The sequence below is a fragment of the Catenibacterium sp. co_0103 genome (assembly GCF_004168205.1).
GTDB classification, from domain to species: domain Bacteria; phylum Bacillota_I; class Bacilli_A; order Erysipelotrichales; family Coprobacillaceae; genus Catenibacterium; species Catenibacterium mitsuoka_A.
Map to the genome: position 1 here is coordinate 1 of NZ_RCYB01000019.1, position 18,967 is coordinate 18,967.

General features: G+C 32.6%; 22 protein-coding genes, 1 tRNA gene and 1 riboswitch. Of the genes, 7 read left to right on the forward strand and 16 right to left on the reverse strand.

The window, feature by feature from the left end:
* Positions 1–103: 103 nt before the first annotated feature.
* The 5 genes from EAI80_RS04925 to EAI80_RS13770 all read right to left on the reverse strand — a co-directional run bounded on the left by EAI80_RS04925 (position 104) and on the right by EAI80_RS13770 (position 3,217).
* Positions 104–712: a Cna B-type domain-containing protein gene (locus EAI80_RS04925; protein WP_129981154.1), complete on the reverse strand. Its 609-nt coding sequence runs from the start codon at positions 710–712 to the stop codon at positions 104–106.
* Positions 713–784: 72 nt separating this feature from the next.
* Positions 785–997 carry a hypothetical protein gene (locus EAI80_RS04930; protein WP_129981155.1) on the reverse strand — a complete coding sequence of 71 codons (213 nt, stop codon included), beginning with the start codon at positions 995–997 and terminating at the stop codon, positions 785–787.
* 821 nt (positions 998–1,818) lie between these two features.
* Positions 1,819–2,811 (reverse strand): alpha-amylase family glycosyl hydrolase, encoded by a 993-nt coding sequence (locus EAI80_RS04950; protein WP_238634424.1) that lies wholly within the window; start codon positions 2,809–2,811, stop codon positions 1,819–1,821.
* Positions 2,723–3,001: a hypothetical protein gene (locus EAI80_RS13765; protein WP_238634432.1), complete on the reverse strand. Its 279-nt coding sequence runs from the start codon at positions 2,999–3,001 to the stop codon at positions 2,723–2,725. Before EAI80_RS13765 ends, EAI80_RS04950 begins: the two co-directional genes overlap by 89 nt.
* A gap of 78 nt (positions 3,002–3,079) precedes the next feature.
* Complete coding sequence (locus tag EAI80_RS13770; RefSeq protein ID WP_238634425.1) at positions 3,080–3,217, reverse strand: hypothetical protein; 138 nt, start codon at positions 3,215–3,217, stop codon at positions 3,080–3,082.
* 161 nt (positions 3,218–3,378) lie between these two features.
* Here EAI80_RS13770 and EAI80_RS04955 point away from each other — a divergent pair, with 161 nt between their 5' ends.
* Positions 3,379–4,167 (forward strand): hypothetical protein, encoded by a 789-nt coding sequence (locus EAI80_RS04955; RefSeq protein WP_129981157.1) that lies wholly within the window; start codon positions 3,379–3,381, stop codon positions 4,165–4,167.
* A gap of 284 nt (positions 4,168–4,451) precedes the next feature.
* Here EAI80_RS04955 and EAI80_RS04960 read toward each other — a convergent pair whose 3' ends face one another.
* A complete protein-coding gene (locus EAI80_RS04960) occupies positions 4,452–5,777 on the reverse strand; it encodes an aspartate kinase (protein WP_129981158.1) in 1,326 nt (441 codons plus the stop codon).
* Between the two features lie 71 nt (positions 5,778–5,848).
* Positions 5,849–6,439: an ECF transporter S component gene (locus EAI80_RS04965; protein WP_129981159.1), complete on the reverse strand. Its 591-nt coding sequence runs from the start codon at positions 6,437–6,439 to the stop codon at positions 5,849–5,851.
* Between the two features lie 76 nt (positions 6,440–6,515).
* Positions 6,516–6,629, reverse strand: a riboswitch (FMN riboswitch).
* A gap of 107 nt (positions 6,630–6,736) precedes the next feature.
* Here EAI80_RS04965 and EAI80_RS04970 point away from each other — a divergent pair.
* The gene (locus EAI80_RS04970) at positions 6,737–7,210 is read left to right on the forward strand and encodes an Ig-like domain-containing protein (protein ID WP_129981160.1); all 474 of its coding nucleotides are present in this window, start codon (positions 6,737–6,739) and stop codon (positions 7,208–7,210) included.
* Between the two features lie 36 nt (positions 7,211–7,246).
* Positions 7,247–8,437: a CpXC domain-containing protein gene (locus tag EAI80_RS04975; protein ID WP_129981161.1), complete on the forward strand. Its 1,191-nt coding sequence runs from the start codon at positions 7,247–7,249 to the stop codon at positions 8,435–8,437.
* A 13-nt stretch (positions 8,438–8,450) separates the two neighbouring features.
* Here the strand turns inward: EAI80_RS04975 and EAI80_RS04980 are convergent, their stop codons facing one another.
* The 6 genes from EAI80_RS04980 to EAI80_RS05005 form a co-directional block, all read right to left on the reverse strand.
* Positions 8,451–9,212: a DeoR/GlpR family DNA-binding transcription regulator gene (locus EAI80_RS04980; protein WP_129981162.1), complete on the reverse strand. Its 762-nt coding sequence runs from the start codon at positions 9,210–9,212 to the stop codon at positions 8,451–8,453.
* Between the two features lie 191 nt (positions 9,213–9,403).
* Positions 9,404–9,868: an RNA-guided endonuclease TnpB family protein gene (locus EAI80_RS04985; RefSeq protein WP_202976603.1), complete on the reverse strand. Its 465-nt coding sequence runs from the start codon at positions 9,866–9,868 to the stop codon at positions 9,404–9,406.
* Between the two features lie 21 nt (positions 9,869–9,889).
* On the reverse strand, positions 9,890–10,411 hold the full coding sequence (locus tag EAI80_RS04990; RefSeq protein WP_129981163.1) for a hypothetical protein: 522 nt from the start codon (positions 10,409–10,411) through the stop codon (positions 9,890–9,892).
* A gap of 98 nt (positions 10,412–10,509) precedes the next feature.
* Entirely contained in the window at positions 10,510–10,758 is a 249-nt protein-coding gene (locus EAI80_RS04995) for a DUF3781 domain-containing protein (protein ID WP_129981164.1), read from the reverse strand.
* 363 nt (positions 10,759–11,121) lie between these two features.
* Positions 11,122–11,298 (reverse strand): pyridoxamine 5'-phosphate oxidase family protein, encoded by a 177-nt coding sequence (locus tag EAI80_RS05000; RefSeq protein ID WP_129981165.1) that lies wholly within the window; start codon positions 11,296–11,298, stop codon positions 11,122–11,124.
* A 72-nt stretch (positions 11,299–11,370) separates the two neighbouring features.
* The gene (locus tag EAI80_RS05005; protein ID WP_129981166.1) at positions 11,371–11,976 is read right to left on the reverse strand and encodes a lysoplasmalogenase family protein; all 606 of its coding nucleotides are present in this window, start codon (positions 11,974–11,976) and stop codon (positions 11,371–11,373) included.
* A gap of 82 nt (positions 11,977–12,058) precedes the next feature.
* Here EAI80_RS05005 and EAI80_RS05010 point away from each other — a divergent pair, with 82 nt between their 5' ends.
* Entirely contained in the window at positions 12,059–12,877 is an 819-nt protein-coding gene (locus tag EAI80_RS05010) for a Cof-type HAD-IIB family hydrolase (protein WP_129981167.1), read from the forward strand.
* Here EAI80_RS05010 and thpR read toward each other — a convergent pair.
* The gene (gene thpR, locus EAI80_RS05015) at positions 12,861–13,901 is read right to left on the reverse strand and encodes an RNA 2',3'-cyclic phosphodiesterase (protein ID WP_161220280.1); all 1,041 of its coding nucleotides are present in this window, start codon (positions 13,899–13,901) and stop codon (positions 12,861–12,863) included. The genes EAI80_RS05010 and thpR overlap by 17 nt on opposite strands.
* Before the next feature lie 37 nt (positions 13,902–13,938).
* Between thpR and EAI80_RS05020 the strand changes: the two genes are divergently transcribed.
* Positions 13,939–14,015, forward strand: a tRNA-Arg gene (locus EAI80_RS05020).
* A gap of 34 nt (positions 14,016–14,049) precedes the next feature.
* On the opposite strand, the gene EAI80_RS05025 is transcribed toward EAI80_RS05020, so the two are convergent.
* Positions 14,050–14,877 carry a PRD domain-containing protein gene (locus EAI80_RS05025; RefSeq protein WP_161220281.1) on the reverse strand — a complete coding sequence of 276 codons (828 nt, stop codon included), beginning with the start codon at positions 14,875–14,877 and terminating at the stop codon, positions 14,050–14,052.
* A gap of 1 nt (position 14,878) precedes the next feature.
* Complete coding sequence (locus EAI80_RS05030) at positions 14,879–16,471, reverse strand: PTS transporter subunit EIIC (protein WP_129981170.1); 1,593 nt, start codon at positions 16,469–16,471, stop codon at positions 14,879–14,881.
* A 270-nt stretch (positions 16,472–16,741) separates the two neighbouring features.
* Between EAI80_RS05030 and EAI80_RS05035 the strand changes: the two genes are divergently transcribed.
* Both EAI80_RS05035 and EAI80_RS05040 read left to right on the forward strand, forming a co-directional pair.
* Positions 16,742–18,226: an NlpC/P60 family protein gene (locus tag EAI80_RS05035; protein ID WP_129981171.1), complete on the forward strand. Its 1,485-nt coding sequence runs from the start codon at positions 16,742–16,744 to the stop codon at positions 18,224–18,226.
* Positions 18,227–18,264: 38 nt separating this feature from the next.
* Positions 18,265–18,960, forward strand: a complete 696-nt coding sequence (locus tag EAI80_RS05040; RefSeq protein ID WP_129981172.1) for a hypothetical protein — start codon at positions 18,265–18,267, stop codon at positions 18,958–18,960.
* The last annotated feature ends 7 nt before the right edge of the window (positions 18,961–18,967 follow it).

The following is an 18,967-nucleotide window of genomic DNA, read 5'->3' on the forward strand; positions in this document are numbered from 1 at the left end:
ACTGCCCTTTACAAGTGGAAACCCCCAAATATTTAAAGCGAGTTTTTTATTGACCCCCCTTAAAAATTAAAGGTTCAAACATCCTAGTGTCATTAATAATTGACTAATCTTTTTCATGTCTAAATAGAGTTCCTACTATAAGTAAAAATAATCCTGATAAAGCCATTAATGTGACCCAGTGATTCATTCTTGTAGTATCCCCTGTTTTTACATGAGAACCAGTACTAGATGTACTTGTATTAGTAATAACATATTCTGTTTTTGCATCATTACTACTTACTGATACAATACCCTTATACCCTTTTACATTCTTTTCTTTAATACTGTAGTTCATTACTTGTTCAGTTTTCCATGAATAAGCATAGTTATGAGCTGCATCTAAAGTGATTGTTTTAAGAAATGTATTTCCATCATAGAGTTCTACTTCTATTGACTTAGGATGAGTTGAACCATTGTCTTTCCACTGTTTAATAATTTTATATTCATGAGAATGAACTTCTGAATATTTCACAAAATTAATAGATACATCATACTTAGTACCTTGTGGTAAAGAAATAAGATAAGGTAAATAAGTATATGTCTTACCATCTATTACTAAATTATCTGCCACAACCAAATAAAGACCTGTATTTAAGTTTGAATAAGTTAAAGTAGGAGAAGTTGTTGTCTTAGTCATACCTTCTTTATTTGCAGCATAACCTTTTAAAGTCATAGCTGCATTTTTTAATTCTTCACTTGTTTCTAGCTTATTTAAATCAATAGAAGTATTTTCTGCATCTTTAAATTAATCTGTATATTCATAACTGCCATCTTTAGAAACACTTGCGACACGATATAAATGAACATTTAGCCTTGATAAACATTCATTAAGTGTAAGTGAACAATTCTTGTTCACATCAACAGCAGTTACCTGGAATATATTAAATACAGTCACTGATAATAAAATTGTCATACATAAAAGTAATTTCTTTAATCTTTTACCCATAATAGTTGCCATTTATTTCCTTTCCTTATGTTTCTTTGATGTGAGATACCAGATAAATGCAATAATAATTGCGAGAGCAAGCCAGAATATATCTAGACTGACTACTCCTACGGGCAAGCCCGTGGGGTTCTTACTGTCAAGTTTAGCTTGTAATCGTACATCATTTTCAGACTTTGGAATGCAAGTATAAATCTATTTAAATAAGAACTTTTATTACCAAGCAGTCCAACGATCACATTAACGGTAAATTTCTATCTTTCGATAAGGAAGTGTAATCAATCTCCCTGATGGCTATTTTATACTATTTTAATTCCACTATTCAATACTTTGATTCTATTAGTCTCAATACTTTTAATTAAGGTTTCTTCCTTACTGTAACACTTTTCAAATTCTAAAATACATCTGTCTCTATCTATATTCTTAGTCCTGTAGTCATAGCAGTACAACAAAAATGATGAATATCAGTCTCGTTGTACTAGAGTTCCATCTGCTAAATGATACATCCTATCAGATAATTTCTTCTTTATGTAATCATCTGCTGTATGGTCATATTGTGATGCTCTATAATCATTAGGCCTCACAGAAATGGTCACGAGTGACAAACTTTAGTCATGTATTTTGTGTTAATTCGTAAAAAATCTGTTCTGTTGCATATACCATTGGAATAAAAAAGTTAAATTTTCCTAAACTAGCCTTACGTTCTGAAGCTTAATCTTTCACACCCCCATCTTCTTACAAAAACGCATAACTGTTGCCGTGGACACATTTGTATCATTCACAAGTTCACGAACACTTTTATATAACACTTTTTCTCTATTTATATTCAATAATTTCTATTTTTGTACAATATATAGGTTAAGAGATGCTTCATCACATATGAATTCACCATAGCCATCAATAATATCAATAGTATGTTTACCATCTATCATATGTTTATACTTCTTACCTACAAACATACGTTTTGTGCCACCTTCACTATTAGTGAGTATGACTGCAAGTCCTGTTTCATAAGTCCATCCAATCACATCTGGATCATCTATATAATCATGTCTTATTCCTTCTACATATTGTTTTCTTAACTTCAACATATAATCTAATAGATCTTTCTTAGGATTGATATAATCATGAGGGATTCCATAATAGTCACCATAGAAGATGCATGGATAACCTTGTTCTCTTAGTAAGATACAGGCATAGGCCTGTGGTTTGAACCAATCTTCAATAAAAGAAGTTAAAGATTGTCCTGGCTGTGTATCATGGTTATCCACAAATGTGACAGCATACTTGTCATATCTTTGTACTAACGTATTATTGAAAATTTCTTGCATATCATAATAACCATTAGAATGGCTGGTATCATAGAAATGATAGTGTAATGGGACATCAAATAGACTCATACAGAAGTGAGTAGATTCTAGATAATGACATAAATGGTTAATATCACCCCAGTATTCTCCTACTGTAAAGAGTTCTTTTTTAGAGTGATTACGCATTGTAGTGATCCAATGTTCATAGAAAGATGAGTCTATATGTTTAATGGCATCACATCTAAAGCCATCTAGATGAGTAATGTCTTTATACCAAAGTCCCCATTGAATGGCTTCTTTAACTACTTCAGGATTATTGTAGTCTAAATCTGCACCCATTAAGTAATCATAGTTTTCATATTCATCATCAACATTCTCACTGAAGTGTTTTCCTTTGAAAAGATAAAGACCATGTTGATGTTTAGATGCATCATAATCTACACTCGTAAAATGTTTTGAATTTATATATAAAGTCAGAATATTTATTTCTAGATGGAAATGAGAAATATGTAGAAGCACGAATGACTCTTTTTCTTTTAGATACTTTATGTCTATGATAAGCATCTACCTTATAGGTAATGACTTGTTCCATGGCATCGGCACCCATGAGATGATTCAATACAATATCTGCATAGACATCTATTCCAAATAGATGAAACATCTTAATACACCAGAGATATTCCTTCTTTGTGCCATATTTGGTACGTATTGTATTCTTGCTTTTGAATTCTCCTAAGTCATAATGATCATAGACACCATATCCTGTATCATTGACTCCATATGCACCTTAATAAGCAGGAGGAAGCCAGATAGCTGTAATACCTGCTTTTTTAAGCTTAAAGGCATTGATTCTTAATATTTTCCACAAATGTGGACTAGATGGAAGATACCATTCAAAGCCCTGCATCATGACACCCTTCTTCATATCATCACCCCTTTATACATTATAACCTATTGATTCGTGTTGTGCACAAAGGGAATAATCTAAATGTATACTAAATGTATTGACAATAAGAACCGCTTACATTCAATATACAATTGTATAAAGATATAAAAGAACTATAATAGTGCATAGGGAGTGGTGTTATGAAAAAGAAGTATGAAGCATTGGCTATTAGCTTCTTATTTGTGAATTTAATATATAGTCATGGTGTGATTCATTTACAGCCTTCTATTGGGGATGAGATAGTAGGCATGTTGTATAATTTGTTTCATTTGTTTGAATACAATACGATTATTGTACCTTTTGGGTTGAGTGCCTTCTGTTTTCTTATTGGCATGGCTGGTTCTTTTGTGATGGCTATATGTGGTATTCATTCACATAGTTCTATTTCTATATTTCAGGGAATATTAAGTTTAATACAAGGGTTACTTGGAGCTATTGTGATGACACTATTTATTCATGATCGCCATTTGATAGAAAAAGAATTAGTTGGTTCTTTAGGAACACTTACTACTATTACAATACTCGTTGTATTGTCTAATGCGATACTTAGTGTTCTAGTAGAGATGGATGTAAGAAATCATATACATCTATTTGATCATGCTTTATTAAAGCCTTTAATGAGTAATTTCCCACTTTCTACACTATTTCTAGGAATCACTTTAGTAGCATATGTAATCATGTATTTCTTACCTGTAAATAGTATTTGTCATATGTTTGGATTAAATCTTGTGTTATTGACAGGTGTACTTGGATGTTTTTCTATTGGTATGAGTGCATTATTAAGAAAGATCAATACGACTTATATGATATGTGGTAGTCTTATGGTTCTTATATGTTTATTTAGTTTTATGAGATTTCATATAATTGCCTGCTTATTAACTGTTATCAGTTTAATAATATGCATAAAGAATAAACCTGTGAAGGTATAGGGGAGTTGATCTCCTCTTTTATTTTCACAAAAAAACTTCAAGACAATCATGCCTTGAAGTCATCTTTAAAACTTTAATGCTAAGCGATATGAAATCTCATCTAACATTACATAAACAGGGATAGGATACCGTAAGTAGTGGCTGTATGATTTCAATTAACAATGCAGTATTTTTGTATTTTATATAAATATTTCCTCTCTCATTTATGAATTGTCTATATATAAGCTTATAATTATATATATGTCACTCAATATGATAAAAAAAAGGAGAAGCAATTTGCTTCTCTATTCATCGTCTTCACTTGTAATGAATTCATCATAAATAGCTTTGATAGCTGGTTTGAAATAACAGTTTCTTACACCTACGATGATATTTAATTCTGATGAACCCTGGTCAATCATCTTAACGTTGATATTTTCTTTCGCAAGTGCTTTAAATACTCTTGCTGAAGTACCACGGCTGTCCTTCATACCACGACCTACAACCGCAATAAGGGCTAAATCAGATTCTAAGACAATATAGTCTGGCTGCACTGCACGATGTAATCCTGCAAGAATAGCCTGTTCTTTTTCAATAAAGTCATCACTATTCACAATGATAGTCATTGTATCAATACCAGAAGGCATATGTTCAAATGATAAGCCATGTTCTTCAAATACCTGTAGTACTTTACGTCCAAAGCCGATTTCACTATTCATCATGTCTTTTTCAATCATAACAGTCGCAAAACCTGTTTTACCTGCAATACCCGTAATAACATGATCTGGTTTATGACAAGTACTTTCTACAATTAAAGTACCTGGATCTTCTGGACTATTTGTATTCTTGATTAAGATAGGAATACCTTCATTTCTTACTGGGAAGATGGAATTCTGATGTAGAACACTCGCGCCCATATAAGATAATTCTCTTAGTTCTTTATAAGTGATTGTCGCAATTGGTTTAGGATCTTTCACAATACGAGGGTCTGCAATTAAGAAACCTGATACATCAGTCCAGTTTTCATATAAATCTGCGCAGGCACATTTTGCAACAATAGAACCAGTGACATCACTACCACCTCTAGAGAAGGCTTTAATACGTCCTGATTCATCATTTAACTGTCCATAGAATCCTGGAATAACTGCATAATCATGTTCAGATAAAGCTTTTGTGAGAGCTGCATCTGTTCTCTTTTCATCATATCTACCATGTTTATCAATATAGATTACATCGGCAGCATCAATAAAGTCAAAGCCTAAATAATTAGCTAATACTTTACCATTTAAATATTCACCACGTGAAATTGTATAATCAAAACTATTCTGTTTTTTGATTTCTTCTTTAATTTCTTTAAAGTCTTCTTCTAAAGAAACATCAAGACCTAATTCAGTAATAATTTCATTGTAACGTTCTTTGATTCTGTCATAGATTTCTTCAAAATCATCTTTGTTGTGATGCGAATAAGCTAGAATCAATAAGTCTGTTACTTTTGTATCTTCTTTATTTCTTTTCCCAGGGGCACTGGGAACTACATAATGACGATCAGTATCTTCTAGAACGATGTCATGTACTTTTTTAAACTGAGTTGCGCTGGCTAACGATGAGCCACCAAATTTAACCACTTTCATATCTTTATTCCACCTCACGCTTTTTTATAAAGATTACATGATATGGCTAAATTAATCAATATATTTTTTGTTTAATTCGAATATTTTTTCAAAATAACTTCAATTTTCTTGTAAGAAACGAATGTTATTAGTGAAATAACACCATATTTAAAGAGATTGAATGGAACAAGTGATGCAATAACCATAGTTGTCATATCTTTTACTAATGGATTGATCTTAGAGAACATACCAATGATGGCTTCTGTAGACATACCAAATAGTTTCGCATACATTGGGAACATCACTAATAGGTTTGATGCAATCGCAAATAAGCTTGTTGCAACAGTTGCAAGTACCATACCTATTACAGCACCTTTTTTAGTACGATGCTTTCTATAGAATAAGCAGGCTACTCCCATATAACATACGCTTAGTAAGAAGTTAGATGCTTCTCCTACAAACATAGTTGTTGTTGGTTTAAAGAGAAGATTTAATACAATCTTTAAGAATGCGATTACTACACCAGTAAGTGGGCCAAATACAAATCCCCCAATTAATACTGGGAAATCTGAGAAATCAAATTTAATAAACATTGGTACGAATGGTACATTGAAGTCTAGTACCATAAGAATTGCAGCTAATGCACCAAGTAGAGCTGCCATTACTAGTTTTTTAGTTTTCATTTTTGCCTCTTTCTATGGCGAAAAAAAATCTCCTATATATATCTTATAGGAGATTGAAAAAGTCATTTCATAAAAACGCCATCTTTTTCCATCCGGACTATACCGTCGGTACTGGAATTACACCAGTTCATGCTTTACGCTCGCGGACTATCACCGCCGATCAGGAATTTCACCTGCCCCAAAGATACAAGAACTATTATAGAAGTCTTATATGAGGTTGTCAACATATACAAAAGGTCTTTAAAAACGATAACATATTCGATATAATGAAGAAGAATTAAAAAAGGTGGGTACAATATGTCAGATAAACAAAACAGCATGCTTGAAGAAGAAAGAGAACCTCTTTCTAAGGGCTGGATTTTTGCAGGTATTGTTCTTTTTCCACTGATCCCTTTTGTATTAATATATTTTAATAGACATTTAAAGAGGAAAATGAAGATGATTTTAGGTATTGTTTATTTTGTTTTCTTGTTTGGTGTTTATCAATATGCATGTGTTGCACAGGGACCAGTATTAAGTAGTGTGATTATTCCTGATCAGTATGTCACAGTGAAGCAGGGAGAAACATACCAGATTCATTACAAGACTGATCCTCAAAAAGTAAAAGTAGACTATACACATTATTCATCTCAGTATGCCAATGTGGCAAGTGTTGACCAGAATGGTTTAGTGACAACTATTACTCCTGGTAAGACACGTATTACTTTGACTGCAGGAGATAATCATCATACTTATAAGAAGAAGTATCTTACAATCCATGTGATTGAATAGAGCGTGTTGACGCTCTTTTTTGTTAGGAGGAGGATTATGATGAATAAAGATGTTTATATTATTACATGTTCAAAATGTGATAAAGAAAATAGATATGAAGATTATAGCTGTGTAGGACCAGATCAAAGAGAAAGTATTATTGATGATTCTATTATGACTTATACTTGTCCACATTGTGGAGAGAAGACTTTCTTAAAGCATCCTTTGACTTATATAGATCCAGTTCATCATTTTATTGTGCAATATGGACAGGACAAGGAACAGTTCTTTCATGGTGTAGAACAGTTACGTACAGCACCTCTTTATAAAGATTATATTTTCCGTTATACAGATTCATGGTTAAGTTTCAAAGAGAAAATCATGATTCTAGAGAATGATAGAGATGATCGTTTAATGGAACTCTATAAGCTTGCATTAAAGAATGAACTAGATGAAGAAATGCCTTCTTTATTCTTATTTAATAAAGAAGAAGAAAAAGAACTCATGATAGCTTTAAATCCAAATGGAACACGTGCTTATTTCTTTAATAGAGATTGGTATGATATCAAGGAAAATGATCCTCTAATAAAGAAGATATTAAAGTATGATACAAGTCTTATGGTAGATAATACTTGGGCAAAACGGCTCTATGATTATCGTATTAGTGTTTCGTTGTGTGAAGTTCAGACAAAATTACAGGTAAGAACTTATTTGATTCCTTCTTATGATCATGTAGATGTAGGAGATTATGTTTATGTATACGAGAATGGTGAGAGAGTATTGGGACAAGTAATGACTAAGAATTTCAAGAATATTGCGGATGTTCCTGATCATCTTCATTTTATTGAAAAAGCATTACCAATAGAAACTGAGTATGATAAATATATTAAACATGAATATGAAAATTTACTTCCATTAAGGGATCAAAGACTTGAATCATTTTTAGATGTTTTAAATGATCTACGTTTCTATTATTATATAGAAGAAATAGATGAGAATGTATCTAATTATACAATGGACATAGATGGGCTTCATTTAATTCCTCTTTATATAGATCAACAAGAAGCCATAGATAAGAAACCAGAGAATGGATATGTGTTAGTTGATTTATTAACAGATGTATTAAAGATGTCATTTGAGAAAATTGATGGCTATATTATTAATGAGAATAGTTTATTTATATTAGATTCTAAATTTATAGATATGTTTCTTTCTTTTGCAAGACAGAAAAAGACCGAGATCAATTAAGATTTCGGTCTTTTTAGATGAGTTCTACCTGATGGTCACCCAATAGTTTTAATTGTGAGTTTTCTAACTCTTTTTCACATATATAACCTGTGAAATTATCAAGAGTCGCATAAGCATAATTACCATCCTGATTGAGCTTAACACTTTCTCCAACCATATAGGTTCTTTTACTTGCATTGATGGCTGTCTTTTTAGTGAGTCCATCATTTGTTTCATAGGTTGTTACAACATTATGTTCTAAATCAATCCCTACAACACCAATCAATGAGATATCAAAACGATATTTTCTAATCAAATGATTTGTGAGTGCGCCGACAAATCCATCTCTTGCCTGATTGAAGTCTCCTCCTAAGAAAATCAATCTGACTGTACTATTCTGTCTATAAAGCTGCATAATATCAATCATATTTGTCACAATAGTGACTGCAATATTCTTCTCAAATATAAGTTTTGCGATTTCTAGATTGATTGTAGAAATATCTAAGAAGATCACATAGCCTTCCTCTAGTAAATTAACTGCTTTAGAGGCAATGATTTTCTTTTCTTTACTATAGAGTTCTACACGTTGTGATACATTTGTATGATGTAAATTAACGCGGGCATTAATTGCACCTCCATGAACTCTTTTAAGTTTTCCAGCTTTTTCTAAGAGTGTGAGGTCTTTACGAATACAATCTTCTGTGACACCAAATAATGAAGCCAGTTCTTTCACAAATACCTGCCCTTCAATATTCAGTTTAGTAATGATTTGCTGGTGACGTTTTTTTTGTGACATGTTAGATCGCCACTCAAAATGTGATTAAAGATACTCACATCGAGATAATGTAAGTTCTCATGAACATTACTTACTATTTCATCGTGTATGCTTTGGATTGACAAAAATCATATCTACTCACAAGTTCTAGTACACTCCATAGTCGTAAATTCCCAAAATAGCCTTCGGTACATGCTTACGCTTGCGTTTGTTTATGCAACTTCGTAAGTCGTAGCATCTCTCAAATTAAGTGCGACATTGAAATCTCTGTCTTCGATATAGCTACAGTCACATTTGAACACTCTATCTGAAAGCTTTAAATCTTTCTTGATATTTTTGTAGCAATGACATGTTTTAGATGATGGGAACCATCTGTCTACTATTCGAAGTTCAATTCCAGTCTCCTTGCATTTAGCTAGAAGCTTTGTTTTAAATTCATAAAACTTCTGCGAAGCAACTGCCTTTGAAAGATGTCTGTTCTTCATCATTCCTGATATGTTTAAGTCTTCAACCGTTATATAAGATGGCTTTATTTTCACTATCTCTGCGATTATCTTATTGATGTAATCAGTTCGAATATTGTCGATTCTATGATGAAGCTTCTGTATCTTAAGCCTTTGTTTTTGGTATATCTCTTTTTTTGAGTGGACTCTCCTTTCTCTTAAGTTTAAAGAAATAAAGCTCTGCGTTGCAGAGTTTTATTTTAATTCTAATATCTGCAGAATAAGTGCAAGGTCATCGTTTGTTAAATTACAGTTTTCGATTAAATTTTCAAGTTGATCACACTGTTTGCCGTTACCGATGATGTCAAAACGACTACGCCAAATTGTTGGTAAGATTCTATCATCGTTATCAGGGTCATAACTGCCAAATGAACGTTCCATGTATTCATAGGCAATAGGATTGACATCCGGTTTAAAGAATGTACAAATACGATTGAATAACCATTCCGGGTCGATGTTTGAGATAAAACCGTCATATCCGTCTGCTTCGATGTTATGTTCATATCCGGCTTGAATAAAAGCGTTCCTCCACTGTTCCTGATATGGTCGGTATTTTTTCCTAAGTTCAGGATTGCGTTGAATGTCTATAGCCTTGATGCATTTAAAATCAACATCTGGATGTTCCATATCTAAGAAATGACAGAATGTATTAATCAATTCAATGGAAACAAAAATCAGAGACTCTTTGTCTGTAAATTTCATGTTATCAAGTACCATGTTAATGCTCCTTTCTGAGTGTAATTGTTTTCTAATAATTTGATTATACAACACACATCTTCAAAATAGAAAAGGTGTGTTATAAGATAGATTATAATTTATCTCTTGATATGTGCTGTTATAATTGTGTAACTATATGAATTTATAGTAATTATTATATTTTCTATTTCACAATACCAATTCTTACCTTGTTTATATATATTACAGTTCTTATCTAAAACTTTATTTTTACAATATTCTACTACATCATTTGTATTTAATTTTAGATTTTTTATAATTCTATTAATACCCATTTCAGTAGTATGCACTTTATTTATATTATCAAGTAATATTTGTTTATCTTCCATAACTTAATCTCTTCAATAAATTATAATTTGTGATATTTGTCGTGTTCATTTTAATGCTCTTCTTTGAGGGGATTTGAACACATTTAATCACAACAGTCTATATATTTAGTTACTTACATTTTCTCCTTTAAAATGATATTTTCCTGTCACATGATTCAATGTGATCTTATAAATATAGCATGTATCTATATAATCCTTATTATAAGGATATGTTTCATAGCCGCAATGAATCAGGATAGACTCCATTGCTTCATTATAAGATTCATGAGAGACAGGTTCAACAATACCTTTACCTATAATAGATGAATAAGAATTAGATACAGTCTTATCTGGTTTACAAAAATATTCATATAGTGTTTCTGCCTATATGCCTACATGAGGATTCTCTTTGATCAGGCGAGTCATCTTTCTTTCTCCAGGTGTATAAATATAAAGTACTATTTTATCTTCATCATCACCTATTCCAAAGTTCATTGGAACGATACAAGGATATTCGTCATCTTGGAATGCAATATGTAATGTATCAAAATGATGAAGCATCTCCCTTAACTACTTTAAGTCTACTACTGTTTCTGACATTTCTCTCTCCCCTTTTGTATCTATTTTAACACATTAGAGGAAAGAAAAACTGTAAGCGGTTAAAAATATTCCAAAATAATAGAAGAAAATATTTAATATTCCTAATATTTGTATCTTATTTGTCTTATAGAACGCTAATAGAATATCAGATATGAGATAGAGAATAAGCCCTGTAGCCATCATAATAAAGCTAAGAGTATTGAGAGTGAAAGCTGTCAAAATAGCTTTTGTAGTAAGCCAGACTAGCGCAAATATATAGCTAGTAAGTTCTGTTTTGTAAGTTGGGAGATCTACAATCTTATAGTAAGCAAGTATTTCTAGAAGAATCATAGCAAATACAGGAACAATTAATTCTATATATGTAAATGGTTCAAAGTGATAATAGAAGAATAAGAAGGCTATATCACCAATTAGGAATGCATTAAGACCATATCTAAATAGTTCCTTCTTACATAAGAGTATGTCTCCAATCATATAGCCTAGTAATGCTGGAAGTATAAGAAGAAATAATTTTGTTTGATGAGAGAAATAAGCCGTGAGGATAAAACCTAATGAGCATAAACCTTTTGTATAGATGTGATAACGTGTACGCCATGTACATGCCATTATCAGAAATAATAAAATAAATAACACTATCATAATAATTTCCTTTCTGAAATAGTCTACCACAATTCAATGATATGTGCTATAGTTGTGAACAAAGGGGGGGGGAAAAAGACAAATGATCAAATTAATTGCGACAGATATGGATGGAACATTCCTAGATAATAAGAAGCAGTTTGATAAGTCTTTTATTGATTTATTTTTTGAAATGAAGGAACAGGGTGTACTGTTTGTAGCTGCAAGTGGTAATCAGTATGCCAGACTTTATCAGAAGTTTTTACCAATGAGTGAGGATATGTATTTTATTGCGGATGGAGGCAGTTATATTGCGAAGGGTCCAAATACATTAGAAGTATTTGATATGGACCGTAAGAAAGCATTTCTTGCAATAGAGAGAGTAAAGGAACATTATCCTGATTTTAAGATTGTAGTAGCTGGTGAGAAATACGCTTATGCAAGAAAGAAGGATCATCTTACTAAAGAACTTACTACTTATTATTGTTCAAATAAATTGATTGATGATTTTGATGAAATTGATGAACCTATTACTAAGATTGCGATACTTGATCCTAGTGGAGATATTAAGAATAATGCAGGAGATATTACTTCTATCTTACCTAGTGGGTTACAGATTATTACATCTGGTAATGAGTGGATGGATATTCAAAGAGATGGTGTAAATAAGGGTCTTGGTATGCGTTATATTCAGGAACATGAACATATTTCTAGAGATGAATGTCTCGCATTTGGTGATCAGATGAATGATTATGCTTTATTAAAGTCTGTGAAGTATGGTTTTGCGATGGAGAATGCAGTAGATGAAATCAAGAAACTTGCTTATGGTATTACTGATTCTAATGAAGATCAGGGATGCTTAAAGATTATTAAAAAAGCGCTTAGAAAAAATCAAGAACAGGCCGCTAACGACCTGCTTTAAAATAGAAATCGCAATGATTTTGGATATCAAATGAAGAAAAGTATTTTTCTTCTAATGGTATCCATTTTTTTATAAACATATCAAGAGCTTCTTTTCCATTTCTTTTTTCTATACGCTTAAGTCTGAGTGTTTCATCTATATCTACAAATATAGAAAGATCACAAGCATCTATTAATTCAGGATGACATGAATAAGACCCTTCTATGATATTAATAGGTTTATAAGAGTATAAGGTTCCTTCACTTATAGACATTGTGGAACAATCAAAAGGACGATAAAGGACATCCTGATGATGTTGAAGTGGTTCTAATACTTCTTTCTTAAATCTTTCTCTATCTACATTACCACCTGGTTCATTATAGCGTTCTTGTGTACGCTGATATTCCTGAAGATAGAAATCATCAATATGAAATATATGACAATCAAAATATGCTTTTAATTTATTTGCAAGAGTTGTTTTCCCACTTCCACATCTTCCATCTATTGCGATAGTGACATGTCCCTTCTGTTGATATATTTTGTTCATAGCCTCTATTAAAGACTGCTCATTATAAGGGAGATACTTGAGTCCTTCTTCTAAATAATGAGCCTGTAAGAGTTCTACTTTGATGTCTTTAGTAGAGACTTCTTGAAGTGTTCTATCTCCTTCTTCTGCTTTTCTTAAAATTGTGATATGTGGATAAAAAGGTTTATCATCAAAAGATATATCATGTGCCTTTAATGCTTCTCTTAATGTATTGACATATTCGTCTAATACAGGATTATCTTTAATACCCATCCAATAAACCTTCTTGAAATGACCAATACGGTTCAAAGTAATGGTGATTTCAGGAAAAGGAATAGAATGAATAATTTCCATGATTTCATCCTGTCTATCTGTTTCACCAAAGAAAGCTAAAGTCATATGTAGATTATCTAGATCATAATACTTACCTTGAATCCCTTCTTCCTTTAAAGTATCCATGATTGCCATTAATTCTTCTTTAAAAGAAGAATTAAATGTAAGTGCAATAAATTGTCTCATAAAATTCATCCTTTCTATGATATAATAAATAAGCTATGTGCATGTAGCTCAATTGGATAGAGTATCAGACTCCGGCTCTGAAGGTTGCAGGTTCAATTCCTGTCATGCACGCCAAATATTGAAAAGAGGCAGCTTACGCTGCCTTTTACTATACACTATGTCTGATTCTTTCTATATGTATCGCAAGATAGCCTACTTCTTCGTCTGATATCTTTTCCAGAATCAGCTTTTCTATATAATCAGCGACACGACATGCAACAGCATAGCTTTCTGGGAACTTTTCTTTTGTATAGTCTGTCATAGAGACCTGTACATCTTCTTTACGGTCTAGACGGACCATTAAGAATTTAATATGGTTGACTAAACGAATATAAGCAATAGAGTCTTCATCAATCACTATATTAAATGTTTCTTCAACATAATTGACTGTTTGATGAATAATACTGGCAACCTGTAATGAACGTCCAGGTGGCTGAGAACTCAAAGCCGCATGAATATGAAGAGAAATATAACCAATTTCATCATCAGTGATTTCATAACCTAATCTTCTCTTAATGATTTTTCTTGCTTTCTTAGCCACTTCATACTCATCTGCAAATAATAATCTAATATCACTTGTCAAAGGGTTAGAGATGACCATATCATTCTTAATACGATCGATAGAGAATGCAATATGATCTGCAAGAGGTAAAAGAATCTTAGTATCTATATCACCAAATTCTTTTTCTGCATAACGAATAATTTCATTGGCTATTTCTAAGAAGATAGGATCAACCCCCTGTAAGACATTCTTACCAGTATTCTTCTCTAAACTATAGCATTTAATATTCTTTCCAGGATTCTCAATCACATCTCCTGCTTTTCTTTTGAAGCCTATTCCCTTTCCTAGTAATATAACTTCTTTATTAAGTTCATCTTTTGCGACAACTCCGTTATTGTTTAGCGTTCCAATGACTTCATAACGCTGTTTTTTCACTTTATTCTCCTTCATGTAATATCTGTTTTATTTCTGATACAATAATGACAACATGTGGTCCATAAGTAATTTGGATACCTTCTCCACGCATATATATACCCGCAGCACCTGTTGCCTTTAAAGCTTCCTCATCAACTAATGTTGGATCCTTTAAAGTCGCACGCAGACGTGTTGTACATGTATCAACATCTAATATATTAGGAATACCTCCTAATGCTTCTACAATAGAATGAGACACAGAACTGTCTACGTCAAGACTTTTCTTTCTAGAATAGTCTTTTTTTGTATGCAGTTGTGTATCTTCTCCTCTACCTACTGTTTTAAAATCATAACGTTTAATCACAAACTTAAAGATTGAATAATAAAGCAAGAAATAAATAAAACCAATTATTGGGACAAAGACCCAGTTTGTTTTACTATTACCCTGTAATATACCAAACAAGAAGAAATCAATCGCTCCTGCACTAAAAGTGACACCTATCGCTATATTTAAAGCCTGAGCCACTGCATATGCACTTCCTGCTAGAAGCGCATGAATCAAAAAAAGTGGTGGTGCTTGAAATAAGAATGTGAATTCAATTGGTTCAGTAATACCTGTTAATATAGAAGTGAGTGAAGCAGAAAGTAATAAACCTCCTGTTTTTTTACGCTGGCTTGGTCTTGCACAATGATACATCGCAAGGGCAGCACCAGGCAGGCCAAATATCATAAAGATATATTCTCCTGAGAAGAAGCGAGTGGCTTCTATACTGAAATGTTTGACATGAGGTGAAGCAAGTTGCGCAAAGAAGATATTCTGAGCTCCCTGGATCAGTTGTCCATCCACTACCATACTGCCACCAAGTCCTGTCTGCCAGAATGGAAGATAGAACACATGATGTAATCCAAAAGGAATCAACATACGCTTTACAAGACCAAATACGAATATACCTGCATAACTGCTATCTCTTATAAGTACACCTAAGTGATAGATAGCTTCCTGAATAGGTGGCCAAATATAAAAGAATAGGATTCCTACAAAAACAAATGTCACACAACAGATAACTGGGACAAAACGTGTGCCTGCAAAGAATGATAAGTAATCAGGAAGTCGTGTCATATAGAACCTATTATGAAGATAAGCAACACCAAGTCCTACTACTATACCGCCAAAGACACCTGTATCTAAAGATTGAATACCACAAATCGTATTGATTGTACCTAGTCTGACAAAATCAGCCACCTTCCCATCTACTATAAAACCATTAATAGTAAGTAAGGCATTAATAGAAGCATGCATAACTAAAAAGCTAACCAGTGCAGAGAAAGCTGCAGTCGCTTTTTCATGTTTTGCCATACCCATTGCAATACCTACTGCAAATAAAGCTGGAAGGTTATCAAAAACAATTTTACCTGCATTACACATAATTGTGAATAATGCATAGAGTGGTGTTCCATTTCCTAATATAAATTGAAGATGGTAAGTCTGAATCATTGTCTCATTTGTGAATGACTGACCTATGCCCATTAATAACCCTGCCACAGGTAAAACAGCTATAGGTATCATAAAGCTTTGTCCTACACGTTGTAATTTACTAAATAGCTTACTAAACATGATTCTACCTCCCTTCTTGCTGTATAATTTATTTTACCATTATATAGTATGAAAATCTAATCATTTTATTCTAACAATTTGTGAGTTTTTCTTACAAAATAGACCTTTTTGTATAATTCTTAAGTTATTTTTAAAAATTTCTTAATTCATTTTTATACGATAAATACTACATATTTTGATATTTCTTAATTATTTCTTAAGATTTTTCTTTATTTTTTATTATGAGGTGTTATAATAGAGCCTGTCGAAAGACAAAAGGAGAGAGAAAAAATGGATAAGAAAACAAAAGAAATCATGAGTTTCGTATCTAATAGAGTAAGAACTCAGAAGACAATGTTCATTCCTGTGTTTGCTATTTCCGCTTTCGCAATCGTGGGTTATACAGCTGCTGATAGAACAGCACCTGTTGTACATTCAAATACAATTGAAGTTCCTTATGGAACTGTCTTAAAATCTAGTGATTTTGCAATCTCTGATAACAGAGATCATACTGATACATTAAAAACTAAGATTCATGCTGAATCTTATGAAAAGAACCAGTTAGGAACTTATACTGTTAACGTAACAGTAAAGGATGCTTTCAACAATGAATCAACTAAGACTGTTAATGTTAAGGTTGTAGATAATGAAGCACCAGTTCTTGAATCTAAGACTGATGATGGATTTGTCATCAATGTTGAAGCAAATGGTAGTAGTAATTTAAAGGATTACATCAAGGCAACTGATAATGTTGATGGTGATGTAACAGACTTTATTAATTTTGATAAGGAATTAGATACAACTCAGTTAGGAGAACAGGTAATCAATGCATCTGTTGAAGATAACATGGGTAATATCGCTACTAAGACATTTACATTTAATGTAGGTGATACATCTGCTCCTGAAATGAATTTAAAGAATGGTAATTTCGTAGTAAATTATGGTGATAACTTTGATATCAACAATTATGTTGAAGCAAAGGATAACTATGATATGAATCCTGTTTTATCTGTAGAAGGTGAAATTGATACTAAGAAGTTAGATGGTACTCAGCCTATTAAAGTAACTGCAACTGATGCAACTGGTAATAAGACTGAAAATACTTATGATGTGACTGTAGCTGATATTGCAGCTCCTTCTATTACATTAAAATCTACTGATATTAATGTAAAGAATGGTGATTCATTTGATGCAAAGTCTAATATTGCATCTGCTATCGATAATCTTGATGGTGATGTGACAAGCAAGGTGAATGTAAGTGGTTCTGTCAATACTTCTAAAGCTGGAAGTTATACAGTTAACTATACAGTAACTGATAATGCTGGTAATACAGCTAATGCAAGTGCTAAAGTGACTGTTGCTGCTGCTCCATCTAGAGGTGGATACAATGCAGGTGGAACAAGTGCTAAGGGTGGACACAGTGGTATTGTTGGAACTGGTTTATCTAAAGTAGGTACTGCTTATGTATTTGGTGCTTCTGGACCAACAGCATTTGACTGTTCTGGATTCACTTCATGGGTATATAGACAGAATGGTAAATCATTACCAAGAACTGCTTCTGCTCAGTATAGTGGAACTACAAGAGTATCTAAGGATGGCTTAAGTGCTGGTGACTTAGTATTCTTCGCAGGAACTTATAAGTCAGGTATCTCACATGTAGGTATCTATATCGGTAATGGACAGTTTGTTCATGCTGCCAACTCAAGTACTGGTGTTACAGTATCTTCATTAAATAGCGGTTATTATGCATCTCATTATGCAGGTGCTGGTAGATAAGAAGATCGAAAGATCTTCTTTTTTTATAAGGAGATTGTATGAAGAAAGTAATAAAGGTGATTCTAGGAATTGTATTAAGTGTTGTACTCGTTCTTGGTCTACTCGATGGTCTTTTTATCTACATGATCAAGTATCATGTCGAAACAGTAGCTAAAGAGTCTTATTATGAATATGAGGTTGTGATGCAGTCAGTCGGAGCGCCTCTATTCTTCAGCAGTGCAGATGGACGTTTGCTTCTTAAAAAGAATGATACGATAATCAATAAGATGGACTTTACATTATCAGATGATGGTGGAAATATTCGAGAAGATGTATGGAGTGTTAGCTGGTATAAGGATCATGTAGGTGTTGTGATTCAAGGAACTGAGCAGGATGATACACTTTATAATCTTTATTATAATGGTAAGACAAATAGTTCTGTTGTGAATGGTCAGGATGCAATTACAACTCAAGGTGATATGGCTAATAATAATGCTAATGAGATTAGAAAAGAATTAAAGATGGTTGCTGATTATCTTCATTATGATGATATAGATTATGGTATCAGTGCAAAAGGATGGATGTATGCTACTCTTTATAACAAAGATGGTGTCACACGTCATTTGAATTATTATGAAACTCATGATCATGAATATGTTTATCAGGAAACTAAGAATGGTTATACAACGATATTAGGATTTTATAAAATAGAAAATGGTCAGGTTATAGATGAACATACTACATCATGGCACTAAAAAAGAT